Source organism: Microbulbifer pacificus (genome assembly GCF_002959965.1).
Classification (GTDB): domain Bacteria; phylum Pseudomonadota; class Gammaproteobacteria; order Pseudomonadales; family Cellvibrionaceae; genus Microbulbifer; species Microbulbifer pacificus_A.
Genome location: NZ_PREV01000026.1, coordinates 1,102,837 through 1,116,923 on the forward strand (window position 1 = coordinate 1,102,837; position 14,087 = coordinate 1,116,923).

The 14,087-nt window shown below is 51.4% G+C and carries 7 protein-coding genes and 2 pseudogenes; 5 read left to right on the plus strand and 4 right to left on the minus strand.

The features are described 5' to 3' along the window. The first annotated feature begins 238 nt into the window (after positions 1 to 238). Together C3938_RS05030 and C3938_RS05035 are read left to right on the plus strand one after the other, a co-directional pair. Positions 239 to 2,350, plus strand: a complete 2,112-nt coding sequence (locus C3938_RS05030) for a S8 family serine peptidase (protein ID WP_158681573.1) — start codon at positions 239 to 241, stop codon at positions 2,348 to 2,350. Between the two features lie 102 nt (positions 2,351 to 2,452). Next, positions 2,453 to 4,438, plus strand: coding sequence for a tetratricopeptide repeat protein (locus C3938_RS05035; protein WP_105102113.1), 1,986 nt, complete (start codon positions 2,453 to 2,455; stop codon positions 4,436 to 4,438). Positions 4,439 to 4,539: 101 nt separating this feature from the next. On the opposite strand, the gene C3938_RS05040 is transcribed toward C3938_RS05035, so the two are convergent. After that, entirely contained in the window at positions 4,540 to 4,779 is a 240-nt protein-coding gene (locus tag C3938_RS05040) for a hypothetical protein (RefSeq protein WP_105102114.1), read from the minus strand. A 179-nt stretch (positions 4,780 to 4,958) separates the two neighbouring features. Between C3938_RS05040 and C3938_RS05045 the strand changes: the two are divergent. From C3938_RS05045 to C3938_RS05055, 3 genes and pseudogenes are all read left to right on the plus strand, one after another. Further along, a pseudogene (locus C3938_RS05045) lies at positions 4,959 to 5,255 on the plus strand (integrase core domain-containing protein); the annotation flags it as partial. An 859-nt stretch (positions 5,256 to 6,114) separates the two neighbouring features. Further along, complete coding sequence (locus C3938_RS05050; protein ID WP_158681574.1) at positions 6,115 to 8,577, plus strand: hypothetical protein; 2,463 nt, start codon at positions 6,115 to 6,117, stop codon at positions 8,575 to 8,577. A gap of 178 nt (positions 8,578 to 8,755) precedes the next feature. Next, a pseudogene (locus C3938_RS05055) lies at positions 8,756 to 9,446 on the plus strand (integrase core domain-containing protein). 1,146 nt (positions 9,447 to 10,592) lie between these two features. On the opposite strand, the gene C3938_RS05060 reads toward C3938_RS05055, so the two are convergent. From C3938_RS05060 to C3938_RS18380, 3 genes are all read right to left on the minus strand, one after another. Continuing rightward, entirely contained in the window at positions 10,593 to 11,072 is a 480-nt protein-coding gene (locus C3938_RS05060; protein ID WP_105102083.1) for an META domain-containing protein, read from the minus strand. 831 nt (positions 11,073 to 11,903) lie between these two features. Beyond that, entirely contained in the window at positions 11,904 to 12,581 is a 678-nt protein-coding gene (locus C3938_RS05065) for a hypothetical protein (RefSeq protein ID WP_105102116.1), read from the minus strand. A gap of 1,020 nt (positions 12,582 to 13,601) precedes the next feature. After that, positions 13,602 to 14,063 (minus strand): HAD domain-containing protein, encoded by a 462-nt coding sequence (locus tag C3938_RS18380; protein ID WP_105102117.1) that lies wholly within the window; start codon positions 14,061 to 14,063, stop codon positions 13,602 to 13,604. Between the last annotated feature and the right edge of the window lie 24 nt (positions 14,064 to 14,087).

A 14,087-nucleotide genomic window follows, 5' to 3' on the forward strand; every position in this document is an offset into this window, starting at 1 on the left:
TCGACCGGAGAGGATATTGTAGTGGTCAACTCTTTTTGGCCACTAACTACACGGTTCAAGAACCACAAGCGATCGGCAGTTACGGGCCTTTGGTAAGCATCCGGGAATCAAAACCGCTTTGTAGGAATTATCCTTTTCGTGTAAGGCGGTATACTTAATATATTTCCACGGCTGGATTAACCAATGAAAAGCAAACAATATTCCTAGTGCTCAAGTCAAACAGTAATAAGGAATAACTTTGAATAAAAATATCCGATTATCTAAAAATAGTCTTAAGTACCGAATCCAGACCCTGGCGGCCACTGTAGCCCTGTCTTCAATCTGTGCGAGCGCTACATGGGCGACACCTTCCATCAACGTCAGCGGCCTTCTGGACGATGCTCGATACGACCGTTTCATCGTCAAGTACCGCAGCAACAAAACAGCGACGAACAAGCAGGCCGCAATCGCCAAAGCCGCAAAAAAGGGAGTCGGCGGCAAGGCGGTTGCCCTGCAGGCACTCCGCCAAACCGCGACCGGTGATGATGTTATCGTCAGCAGCCAAAAGCTCGACCGCAGCGAATCCCAAGCGCTGATGCAGCAACTGGCTGCCGATCCCGATGTGGAATATGTCGAGGTGGACGCCCTACTCCAGGCAGGCCTAATCCCAGATGACCCCCAATACCCCTATTTGTGGGGACTACACGAGGAGGTCTCAGGCATTAACGCGCATCACGCCTGGGACAGGGGCAATGGCAAGAGCGCCATCGTGGCCGTATTGGACACGGGCATCACGGAGCACAGTGACCTGGTCGGCAACCTCTTGCCGGGCTACGATTTCATTGCCGAGCCAAACAACGCAAACGATGGCGACGGCCGTGACAGCGATCCCAGCGATCCCGGCGACTACCGCATCGCCGGCGAATGCAGCAATCGCTCGGCGGGCTCCTCCACCTGGCACGGCACCCATGTCGCCGGTACCATCGCAGCGGTTGCCAACAACGAAGCGGGTATCGTGGGGGTTGCCCCAGGCGCCGGGATAGTGCCAGTGAGAGTGTTGGGCAAATGCGGCGGTTACATCTCCGACATCAGCGACGCCATTATCTGGGCCTCCGGCGGCGCGGTGCCCGGAATTCCGGTCAATGAATTTCCAGCGGATGTGATCAACATGAGCCTGGGCGGCCTCGGATCATGCGGCACCACATACCAAAACGCGATCGATACCGCTGTTCAGAACGGAACCGCAATCGTGGTATCGGCGGGCAACGACGATACTGACGCCTCGGAGAAACGGCCGGCGAATTGCAACAACGTCATCGCCGTGGCCGCCACCACCAACATAGGTGCACGTGCCTATTTCTCCAACTACGGAACTGCTGTCGATATCGCCGCCCTCGGAGAATATGTGCTATCGACCCACAACACCGGTACCAACGGGCCCTCTGCGGAAACCTACAGCTACATGTCCGGAACTTCGATGGCGGCACCACACGTCTCGGGCGCCCTGGCACTACTGACCGAGCATTATCCAACCAGCGCCCCGGAACAAAAGGAAAACCTGCTCAAGAGCACAGCCCGTGCAATCCCCGTAACACCTATGCAGCCCATGGGCACCGGTATAGTTGATGCCCATGCCTTAACCACCCGTCTTCCCCAGCAGGAATTACTCAATGGCGTACTTCGCAGGTACAACAAACCCACCACTGATTACGAGAGCTATTGGATAGAGGTACCAGCTGGAGCCAGCACGCTGACCTTCGTGAACAATCCCTTCGGAACTCATTATGTCCAGTATGCCTCGCCACCTACCGACACCGATTACGACTGCAAGTGGGGTCCCGGCACTATCGGGGGAATACCTTCCCTCAAGGAAACTTGTACGCTCGATAATCCGCAGCCCGGCATTTATTACGTTGATACGAAATATTTAACAAGCCAAGGAATGAACGCGAACAACTGGATTATTGGGAGCTACTCTATGCCAAATGGAGGAGGAACTCAGATTTATCAAGACTTCGATGTAAAACCCTTCCCCGCAAGTGGAATACTAGAGCGATCCTTGGCTGTCTTTGGCCGTAACGGCAACGCACCCGTAAATGCATCCATTCACTACCAGGTCTTTCAGGATTACACGAATTCGAGTAAATCCTTGATTGTCGACCTTATTGCCCCCGATGGATCAGTTTACAATCTGAAAGATCAAACCGCAGGATTTTACTCGTGGAATGCGGGGAATGAAGTCAAAACCCTGGATCTTTCCGGCGAACTACTTAACGGCATCTGGACGATTCGGGTAACAGATACAGCAGTAACCGAAGGCAGGGTGGAAGATTCCAACAATTCCTTTGCGGGGTGGCTGCTCGTACTGTGAAAAAACCGTGCCGGCCTCACCTGGGCCTGGTGCACCTCCGCAGGAAAGATCCTTTCCCTTAAAAGCAGCCATTCTCAAACATCAAAATTTTATGGGCTCTCCATGACTCGACGCGAAATTCGCAATACCACTCCCCCCAACTCTCAAGGCTATGATGCCGCGCTTGCGGCCTATAACGGAGGCAAACTATCACGGGCAGAAGCCATTCTGAAAAAACTGCTCTTACGCACTCCACGGCACGCAGATGCGTATCATTTACGCGGGGTCATTTTTTATCAAACCAACCGGCTCCAGGCTGCAGAGAACTCTATTCGAAAAGCACTGGAACTAGGTGCATGTGGAGCCTTTTACGTAAACTTGGCTCTGGTCCTGAAGGCCACTGGCGATACCGACGGAGCGATCGATGCATACAAACATGCTCTCAGGATCGGGCCCGAATCAGCCAAGGCCTGTAATAACCTGGGAAATCTGTTGATGGAACAGAAGTGCTACCCAGAAGCCGAGGCACTGTACAACAGGGCCATCCAAAACAATGCCAACTATACGGTGGCCATCAAAAATCTCGGCGCCCTTCTCTCGAAACTGGGCCGTTATGATGAGGCGGAAAGGACGTTGCGCAGGGTGCTCTCGCTGGCCCCTAATTTTACTGAAGCGCGCCTGATACTCGGCAAGCTCCTGGAAAAAAACGAACGCCTTGACGAGTGTGAACAGGAATACCGCGCTGTGCACGCCTGGGGAAGATTACAATACATGCGCCGAAAAAATGCGGCATGGCACGGTCTGGATAGCATCGATACCGCCACTCTGAAGGCCGAAGAACCCTCCCCCCCTCCACCTTGGACATTACTCAATATTCTCGGCATGGAGCCCACTTGGCATCGCCGAGCGGCAATGAGGTTCGCAATGGCGGAAATCCCCGCGCTTACCAATCCTCGGAAGTTGCTTTCACCGGTACTTAGGCATCCGGGAGAGCCCCTGAAAATAGGCTACCTCTCCGCAGACTTTCATGACCACCCCACTATGCACCTGCTCGCAGGCGTACTTGAGGCACATGATTCAAGTCGGGTTGAAATCCATCTTTTCTCGTATGGCCCGAACAAGGAGGATAATTTTACCCGAAGAATCAACACTGCCGGGTTTGTTCCCACCGACCTCTCAGCCCTGTCAGACCAGCAGTCCGCCGCACGTATTTCCCAAGCTGGTATTCATATCCTGGTTGATCTTAAGGGCTACACGACCGGAGCACGATTGGGTATCAGCGCGCTGCGCCCAGCTCCCATCATCGTCAGTTGGCTGGGCTATCCTGGCTCACTGGGGCACAAGCGATTGGCCGATTATATTATCGGAGACCGAATCGTCACCCCCGCCAATAATGCGGAATCATTCAGTGAAAAAATCGCATTGATGCCGAATTGTTACCAGCCCAATGACAACCAACGCCCCTGGCCGGCATCAATTCCACGTACAAACGCCGGACTACCCGCGGAAGGCCTAGTTTTCTGTTCGTTCAACCAAGTGATAAAGATCAACCCCGCCTGTTTCGACATCTGGTGTCGCCTGCTCACCTCAGTACCCGGCAGCATTCTGTGGCTTCTTGACCCCGGCAAGCCTTTAGCACGTATCAATCTCCTGCGGGAAGCCAAACACAGAGGTGTTGATCCGACTCGTGTCATATTCGCACCTCGCGTGTCGCAACAAGATCATCTTGCGCGCTTAAAGCTCGCCGATATCGCCCTCGATACCTTTCCCTGCAACTCCCACACAACAGCCAGTGACGCTTTGTGGGCCTGTGTTCCACTGGTCACAACACCGGGCCAGGGATTTGCGAGTAAAGTGGCAGCAAGTCTACTAACTACGCACGGCTTTCCCGAGTTGATTGCAGATGATAGCGAAAGCTATTTCACGACTGCGCTTCACCTCGCAACCCAGCCGAAACAATTGGAATCACTGCGGCGGCGCTTACTCTCGGCAAGAGAGACATCGCCACTGTTCGATACCATCCGTTTCACCAGGGACCTCGAAAGCCTCTACGAAGCTATCTGGTCTCACAGTCTGAGGGGCTGTAATAGCTCCCGGGTGATTACGTAGTTTTTTCGGTAGTTAAAAAGCAACAAATAGCCCGCAGGCGAGAGGGTTTGTAATCCCCCCCAAAATTGATCGAGGTTTTGGGGGAATACATCTTAGTGGATTTAGAGGGTCGGCAGAGACTCTGGAAATTTTCGCCAAAAGTCAATCAACATGTTGTTTATAAAGGATTTTTGCGAACTCTTCCTTTCCTGGCTCTCTCCAATTCGTGATTCCCGCCACTCACTGTCGGCTTCGTGAATGAAATCACCCGCTACTTTTATACTTGGATCTTTCTTTGCCTGGACTTCGGGCTTTGCTGCAAGCGCGAAGGCGACCAACTCCGTTGAGGGTAAACCAACCATTTTTGCGCTCCTCCCCATCCCAAACGACCAGTCGGAGTCACCGTATATCTCAAAGCTGGAGAAACGCCGCAGGAGTTTAAAATGCGGACAACCCGGCGCCAGCCCCGCCTTCGCTCGACGGAAAAACTCCTTGAAGGCCTTCTCTAAGCCCGCCGTATCGTCGGCTGGGCGATCTCAGTCAAGGCAGCCAGTATAGGAGTCGCCTGTTCCGGCAGCGGCTGTGGCGCTACCGGATGACGCAGAGTATGAGTCGTCGTGGAAACTGCTGGGACAATGCGTCGATGGAAAGGTTGTTCCGAAGTTTGAAAAGCGAGTGGGTACCGTCTCTTGGATACGACTCAATTGCCGAGGCAAGCCGAGTCATCAGCTACTACCTGATGACTTACTACAACTGGGAACGTCCGCATCAGCAAAACGATGGTTTCCCGCCCGCAAAGGTGGAAGAAAATCTTAACTTACTGTCCGGAAACAGTTGACCACTACAAACCGAGTTTGCCATCGACCTGGCGACACTGGGCTTCTGGGAAGATCCGCCCAGATGCAAGAATCGCGATATGAACTGTAAGTCCACAGGCAAAGCCAGCACTGCAGTTGCTCCCAGCACCTGCGATCCCCTTGCAGGCAACTCTCAGGACTTCGTGAACTGCCAGCTGCAAGTCAGCAAAAAGTCTGGCCAGTCATTCAATTGCTCCCAGTATTCGGCCAACCAAACGCTCTATGACACCTGCTTGGCGCAACATCACAAAAATGGTGCAGCTCATAATGACAGAGGAGAGTATATCTGCGACCCACACAAACCGATCAATCCACTCTAAGAATTGAGCACCCAGATTAAGAAGATTCTGAATTCTTGGGGTGGTGGGTTCCTATAAGCCAGGAAGTTTTGCATTATAGATTTCGTTACAATTCTCACGTAGAAAAGTGTTGTTGTCTTCGGGCGAATGCTCACCTAGATTCAGGCAGAGCCATGCAGTCTGCCCGAATCTGCCTTTTCTTCCGGCTACCCTGAAATCTATACCTGTGATCTTTCAGCGAGACGATGTTACGCTGAGGGACATAGCAGTGTTTCTGCCTTTTCGCCTGGCTACAGTTAACCCATTCGCGCTTCAGAGATTTTAACGTATTGTCCGTTCCCTCGTTGTAAGCTTGGTCATAGAGAAAGAAGAGGAGTGGGTTAAATGAACTGATTTTTACAAATGCGAGAATTTCAAGGCTTTCTGGCGATAAAACGGTGATTAACCAAAAGTTCTGTAAATTTAAAACTTACTCTTCACCTGCCGCACACAGACAACTATTCGTAACACAGCTTTTTCAGTCAACCAAGGATAACATTGAGTGCCATCTTCCTCCTTTAATACTCTCATTTATTTATCGATGATTGTTTTCTCGATGCAGATTTCAGCTTCCGAATTTAGCAGCGTAACTTTTAGAAGTGACATAACAACTCAGAACATGCTTTTGCCAACCTATGAATTAAAAGATAGCGGTCTGTTGAGGGAAAGTGCATTACTGGATCCGACCTCGGGGCATATTCCGGATGATGCTTACACGGGGTTCTATGTAAATGATGTTCAGGTTTCAGCGACTGAGGACGAACTTGTGCGAATCGAAAACTACACGCCGCGTCATTTTTCAGGGATCGCTTTGTATAAAACTGGATTAGCCTTCTATTTGCCTGAGAGCCTACCACCATTCACTTTCGTAGAGTTGAGCATCGCGGATTCTATGGTGTCAGCAGGGGAGGGAGATAAGCTCGCATTCCTAGACCCCAACCCCCAGTTCCGGTCTTCACCCTCGGATTTTCATGCTTCCAACAAGCTGATAGACATAGAGAGCTATCGGTTAATCCTTAATCATATGAAACAGTTCTATGCCAGAAAATCAACCAGGGATGACTTTATGTCCTATTTTAAAGATCATCGAGATGAGACGAGTGCAGGCTCACTGGCGAAATGGCATAAAACTTTGACCTACAGGCTACAAAAGAGTTACCGGGTTAACCAGTCTGGATCTGCAGGAGTTGCGAGCAGTTCCTGGTTATCAATAAACTGGCCGATGTCCTACTTCAACGCAGATAGAAGTTACAACTTCGCCTACTCTAATTTTTCCCATGAAAATGCTCATACAATGGGTTACTCCCATTCGAGCGGGCTGGCATACGGGTGGGATGACTTTGTAAGCCGTGGCATCCCTCAAATGTTCTCTGAGGGGGTAATAGAGCCCGGTGAGACTCCGCATGAATCCGCAAATATCTATATGGCGGCGGACGGTAGAAATAAATCCGTTATTTTGTTTGCCAAGCCAGGATTTTCCGGCAATGTCCGTGAGATTCGAGTCGTTGGAGAAAAATCAGACTTGGAGTATGCGTATGTATCGGGAAGTAGGATTTATTTTGATCTCCTTGACCGGCAGTCACACCAACCGCTAATCATATCCGTAGAGGTCGAGGATAGCGAGAGGTTAGAATATTTGATATTGGAAGACTTCCTTAGCGTCCCCTCCCAGAAAAACCGGACCCCCCACTATCTGCTTCTGAACGAAACATCCACTATTGAGCATGATGTAAATGGAAAGATCTATTTTTATATTCCTTTTCAGGACGGTATTGCGTCGACGGATGGGCTCACCGATGCACACAGGTCGCACTGGAATGGCGTAGCTGGGCATACAAATATTTTGGCTTGGGTACGGAATATCAGTACTGGGAAAAGGTACCAAGTGAAAATAAGAGGTCGCAAGGGGAACTACAAGCTGGAGAACGGTGCTCCCTCGGACCGCCAAATCCGCTTCAACCTAGACCCGGATGAAATTTTGATGTTGCCAGCAGGTCAATACGAAGGAGAGTTTGAAGTGGTTGCGGCCGGCTGGAATGTAACGAGTTACAGAAAATCTATACATGTCAGAATTAGCTTTTCCAGCGACAGGGATCGACTTTTATTAAATGAATGGAGTAAAAATTACAGCCTAGAAACGCCTTCTGGGGATTCCTCCGTCTATTTCTTTACGCCAAGACATCAGGATGTGGAAACCGATGGCCCACAGCGAGAGTCGCGCCATCTTTGGTCGGGAGCCCCAGGAGAAACATCATTGCATATCAAGGTTGTCGGCGATGATGGAAAGTCTTACTCTGTTGACATTAAGGCGCAAAAGTACTTTATGCATGGACGTCGTGTGAAGATTGAGGATGGTGTACAGAGAGGCTACGGCCAAGTGATATTTACCCTCGACAAGGGCTCGGATCGATACTGGCAACTACCGGAAGGCCAGAATTACCGTGGAAGCTTTTATGTAATAGCACAGGGTTGGCACAATACTGGATATTCTAGGGCAATCGATGTATCCGTTGATTTCAGAAAGCCTGATGAGGACCTTTTAAAGCTCGATCAGTGGAGCAGGAACTACAGCCTGGAAACGCCCCAACGTTCTTCGGTTTATTTTTATGCACCGGTGCAACCGGGTCTGTCTACCGATGGCCCTCAGGAGGAATCCCGCGTGCTCTGGGCGGGGCAGCCCGGTAAAACGTCTCTCATTGTCGATGTGGTCGGCGAAGATGGGCAGGTCTATCCCATTGATATGATCGGGCAAAAGTTATTCTTTAATGGCCGCCGTTTGAAAATGGAGGATGGGGTCCAGCGCGGGTTTGGCCAGGTCATGTTCACCGTAGACAAGAACTCGCCTCGCTATCTTGATCTACCAAAGGATCAAGCCTATAGCGGTGCCTTTTATGTGATCGCCCATGGATGGCATGACACAAGTTATATCAAGATGTTAAAAGTTGTCATAGACGGAGCCCTATAGAGGGCGCATTGAACACTATGGGGCGCATTCTCCTCCCAATATAGTTGGGGGGGGAAGCCCCTTTCTGATTCTCGATGCACAGCTTGATCACCGACAGCGGCGCATCACCGTAATCCCCCCGAAAATTAATCGGGGTTTTGAGTAGAGACTTTTACAGTGATCGCCTAAGGAGCGAATAATGAAGAAGTCTCGATTCTCCGATAGCCAGATTCTGGCAATTCTGAAGCTGCATGAGGCCGGGGTTCCGGTCGCTGACCTATCCCGTGAGCACAATGTCAGTACCGCGCTGATTTATCAGTGGCAGGCTAAGTTCGGTGGTATGAATGCGTCGCACATGAAGCGCCTTAAGGAGCTGGAGGCTGAAAACGCCCGACTGAAGAAGATGTATGCCGAGGAGCGGCTCAAGGCCGAGCTGCGCCAAGAGGCGCTTGAGGGAAAGCTGTAAGGCCGTCTCAGCGTCGAGAGAGGGGCTGGACATCGAAGTCGATTTGTCGCTGCCCTCGGCACGGGTGATACGGGCACTGGATCAGATCATTGAATGGCGTGGTAAGCCCGCCGCCCTTCGCTGCGATAATGGACCAGAGTACATCTCTCAGGCACTGGTGGAGTGCGCGAACGAAAAGCGAATAACGCTGATATATATCCAGCCCGGGAAGCCAACTCAGAACGCTTACATTGAACGATTCAATCGGACGGCCAGACACGAATGGCTTGAGCTGCACGAATTCACCAGCGTTGCCCATGCCCAGCTATTAGCTACTCAGTGGCTGTGGCAATACAATAATGAGCGGCCGAATTCAGCTATCGGTGGAGCACCTCCAGCCCAATTGCTACAGGCGGGCCAACTTTCTACTCATGCGAGCGATTAAAAATGGGGGGATTACAAGGATGCGCGGCGCCCGATATAGGGCATGTGCCAGCACGATTCTTGCCTTTGACCGCCGCTGAGGCTGGTGCCCATATCGCCCACCAGGGTGTTGTATTACATGGGCATACGAAGTATTTCTTCGTGGATACATGCCAGGCTAGCGCAGTACAAAATCCGCTGAATATCCAGGTGCGGTTCAAGACAGGCGATGCTGTCGGCAATAGTGCCCGTGAGTTGCTGGTCGCCCTGTATGACCCCGACGATTTGGTTGCGCCAGTAAGGCAGCTGTTACACGAACAATGTCAGAGGTGGCTCCAACCAGCCTGCGACTGTTTCCTTACGCGAGCAGGAACTAGTGGTTCGCCACATAAATGTGGCAATGTGGCGAGGAACCAAATTAGAAGGGAAATAAGAATTAATGCATGAGAAAAGCGAGGAAGAATTAGAACTTCACAATCGAACCTATCCGTCTACCGCCCTGTGACTCGACGACAAAATAGTTTAGAGACGGAAGAAGTCACCGGACATCGTATCGAGTGAGGCGGTCATAAATCACTCCTTACCGTGAAAAATCTTATGGCAATCCGCACCTGCCTTCTCACACAATTAGGAACTCACCAGAGTATCCCCTATCAATCTGGAAGCAGAAATCTACAACTGAGCAGCCTACATATTTAGATCTGCTTCAGTGAAATCTCGAGTCTTTAAGTAAGCACAGAGCTCAAATCGAAAACTAACGCTATACGCGCACTGAATACAGAGCACGCGCGTAGGAATCATCTTTAATTTAGCGCCAATCAAGACCCAGCCGACAGAGCATTGCTCGTGCGGAAACATCGCGACCCTTTCCCGCAGATGATATAGAGGAAACGAAGAATGCTTCGGCATTAATGCGATGCGCCCACGGCCCACCCAGAACTATGCCAACTGACAATAGGCTCCACCCCTACACCCGCAGGCTCATGAGCAGGAAAAAAAGGCCGCGGATAGAGCGGCCAACAAGCATGGTCTGTATGGGAAAAGGCTCGGCTTCATGACATTGGGGAGACTGAAGCATGAGCGCGGAGGCACTATAAACTAAACATTTCGCGTATATCTATACATGCCTCAAAAATTAAGAAAACCCCCAGACAAAAATAAGACTTTCTCAACGAAGAAGCTCGACGTACTCGATATGGAATTCTCCAGAAGGGTCGCGCAATATCAGGTATGGCTCCCCGGCCCGGACAAAGGCTTCTGTACTGCTGGCCAATGCAAGCAAGTAATTATTTTCCTGCTCCATTAGCGCTTCTGGTCCGGCCATTTTCGTGGACGCAAAGCGGGAGCGATCCCATAGCAGTTGACCGCCATCAATGATTCGCATGGAACCACGGTATTGATTAATGCCACTGTTGCCCAGTACCTCTCCATCACGATTACAGCGAAAGGTGAAGCGACCCATTTCCTCAATACCAATGACATGACCATTGGCCGTGAGCTGATTCAATTCCCACTTCTTACCACAAACAGTATCCATTTCTCCAGCCAACAGAGTCGCGGCCGGATTCTTGACATCCACACCAACACAGCCACTGATCAAAGCCACTCCAAGAGAACAGAGCCCAGCAATATTTCTTAACTTCATCATTAAGCCCTTAACTCCTTTAAATTTTGAGATCCATCATTTCATAACGCTCCTATTTTCGAAAAGCCGTTTAGCATGAACAGGACATTCGCTGACTTTTCCATCGGAAAAATTTGTAGCTATAAACGCAAAATCAGATATCAGGCATCGCAAGGACAGCTCTAAAAAAAAGCCGCACGGTCAGAGTGCGGCAGGAAAGGAGTATTATGAAAATAGAACATTGCGGAGCATTCACAATATTATACATCTATATGATAATTAGATGGCTTGCCAATAGCACTGCCAAAGACATCCTTTCAGAATTTTCTTGCAAGCTGCGCTGTTCATGTAACAGGTGCTATGGGGCCGAGTCCGGACAAAAGAAATGCGTGCATAAATACTTGGGACATACTGACAAAGTTAGATCTCTGTAATTACGTCGGCACCCACTCTTCTCATACCCAGGTTCGCAGCGAGATTCAGGCTCTTGATAACTAAGCTGTTGAGCACAAGTGGATACGGCATTATCGGAGCTACGCTGAGTCAGACGCCGTTGCATGGCATCCGTGCTGGCGGTGCTGAGCATGTACTCACGGATATAATATTGGTCTGGGGCAGGAATATATCTTCTGGGCTTTGGACATCGTCCTGAAATGGATTGCGGAACAGTCCAAAAGCTTGTGGGCGGTCTGTGATAGTTCACGGCCTCCGGTAGTTGGATTTGTTGATCGGCTATCGGAGCGGCGGTGGTACCCGCGCGCTGTCTTGGCGGATTGAGCGCGACTGGCACTGCCCCTCATCATCAGGCTCGAATACCACGGTGATCACTTCTTCTTAGGTGCTGAGGGCCTTGTCCTACAGGTAATCAAACGGGTTTACCTTGCCACCGAATGCGGGCTCGCGCCGGACACGGGCTCGGTCCACGTTTTTGAGCATTTCTGCTCCGTGTATTTCTAGCCATCTGCTTGTGGTGACGGTCTGTATCAGTGTCGGGTGGGGCGGCGAAGCTTTCGCCGAAAACCGGGGTATCCACGTAAAAGCACTCTCATCGCAGGTCATCTGCGGCATGCCACGGAAAGGGCCCTGCTCATGAGAGCGCTCAGAGAAGGCTTCCATCAGGAAGTTGAACAGGGTCTGTTGATCTTCGCCCGCTACCTGGTAGTAGTGGACGTTGAAGGCGCCGGAGTAGTGGTCTGAGACCAAATAGAGTAGCACCTGCTGGTTGGCAACGCAGGCGATGTTTTGCGACTTGTTCTTGTCGATGCCTTTTTCGTCCATTACTGCCAGGACGCAAACAGAAACGTCGAACTGCCACACGTGATTGGGATACCGACTGCGCATTATTGTATGAGAGGCTGGCCGACTGATCTGGTCAGAGTGGACGCCGTTCTGACGCATGATATGCAAATAGGCCCCGAGCGGTGTACCGGCACGGACCATCCCCTTTCCCCAAGCGATCTCCAGAGCCGCTTGTGCCGAAAGCAGGCGCTTGCCGTTGGTGCGGGCGCGCTCCACTATAAAGGTGGATACCACCTTTGTATTCTCTAGGGATACCCAGCTCTTGCCGGAATCAACACGCCGCTTGCGGCCGGAGGTCCAACCGACCTTTTCAGGCCGCGATATACACAATCTTTGGAGCAGCCAACAAACGTGGCGATGCGCTGAATCAGGGCACTGCGCTGACCGCGCGGGAGAGCAAGCAGTTTCTCCGCAACCACAGCCAAATACCAAAACTCGTCCACCGAAAATGCCATTCGCATTACTCTGCCGTTTGCATCCAGGAATCGTCGATATCAAGATCGACCGGTTGCAACTGGTAATCGCTCTGGATTTCATCAAGGGCGATTCGCAAGTGGGCAATTACCTAGGCACAGGCGTGGCACGGGTCCCGGGGGCCTCCCAAGCCAAGATCTGCTAAATGATACTGCGCGGCCCGAACAGGGCGCTCTTCACCGTAAACACTTCTTTGTTCAGTCGCTCCGAGAGTGCCCGTTCCCGCTCTTCCCGCGACATGACAGCTTTGCGGTGAAGATCGGTCTCCAGTTCGATAATGTGCTTGATCTTATCCTCGACTACGCGACAGATAGCACCTAGGTCGCTCTGCAGCGGCGCACCTACCGCTCCAGGTCTGCACTTTCCTCAGCGTATCTAGAGACCAGAGCCCCCCTATCCTCTGCCGGTGCGACCCGATACCCAGCAAAAAGGATTTCCCTTCAGGCGTGCATAGGTGACCTTCGGGGTTACGCTCAAGCGATCTGGAAACAGCAGTCACCTCAGAGGCCTCGAGTAGTGACAGACTTTCCAACTACCGCTTTGTCAGTCCGGGCTTTGCGGCAATTCAAAAGCTGCTTCGGTGGGCTGTACTCTACTCATGCGATTAATTCCTTGTCGGGGGCTCGGTAAAACGCATCTTGACCTTCTGCAACCGCGAAAGTGCGCAGCACTCATAGGCATAGGCGATACCCACAATCCGGCTGCTCATCCACCAGCCCCCTGTTTCGTGTCGCCCATGCCCAACAATAGACCCACAGCCTCTATGAACGCCTCACCTCTTCAACCGCCGAGTATGGACAGAGCCAACTCGAAATCTCCCTCGAGGAAACCGGAGCGCGGGTCGGTAATAACAGTTCGAGGGTGGTCCACAGGGAAAAGGCCGGTCTGATCATCGATGATCACATATCTCAATGGCTTATCCTGGTCTGCTAAGAATGCCTGAATTTCCATCCAACGCATTGGCATGCCAGCCGGTATCCGACGCACGAGTGGAGTACAGCCTACTATCAAGTCACCAAATATCGGTTGAAATACCGAGATCGGAAATTCAAGGCGCCAAGTTGAAGTAACTACAATCCGGGCACCGGTCTGTCGACAAAGCGTACGAAGCTGTGCCACCGGCCCCGGGAGGAAAAACTGCACTCCAATTAATGGCTTGACCTGAATCCAGCGGAGAGGCACCACCTGGCCCGCCGGATGTACGACACCATCGAAATCCAAGAAAACAAACCGAGCGCCCATCAACCTGCAGCGTTTTCAGCCACT

Bases quoted from the DNA above. Each gene is read 5' to 3' on its own strand.
- C3938_RS05035 (WP_105102113.1), top strand. From the start codon at position 2,453: ATGACTCGACGCGAAATTCGCAATACCACTCCCCCCAACTCTCAAGGC.
- C3938_RS05040 (WP_105102114.1), bottom strand. From the start codon at position 4,779: ATGGTTGGTTTACCCTCAACGGAGTTGGTCGCCTTCGCGCTTGCAGCA.
- C3938_RS05060 (WP_105102083.1), bottom strand. From the start codon at position 11,072: ATGATGAAGTTAAGAAATATTGCTGGGCTCTGTTCTCTTGGAGTGGCT.
- C3938_RS18380 (WP_105102117.1), bottom strand. From the start codon at position 14,063: ATGGGCGCTCGGTTTGTTTTCTTGGATTTCGATGGTGTCGTACATCCG.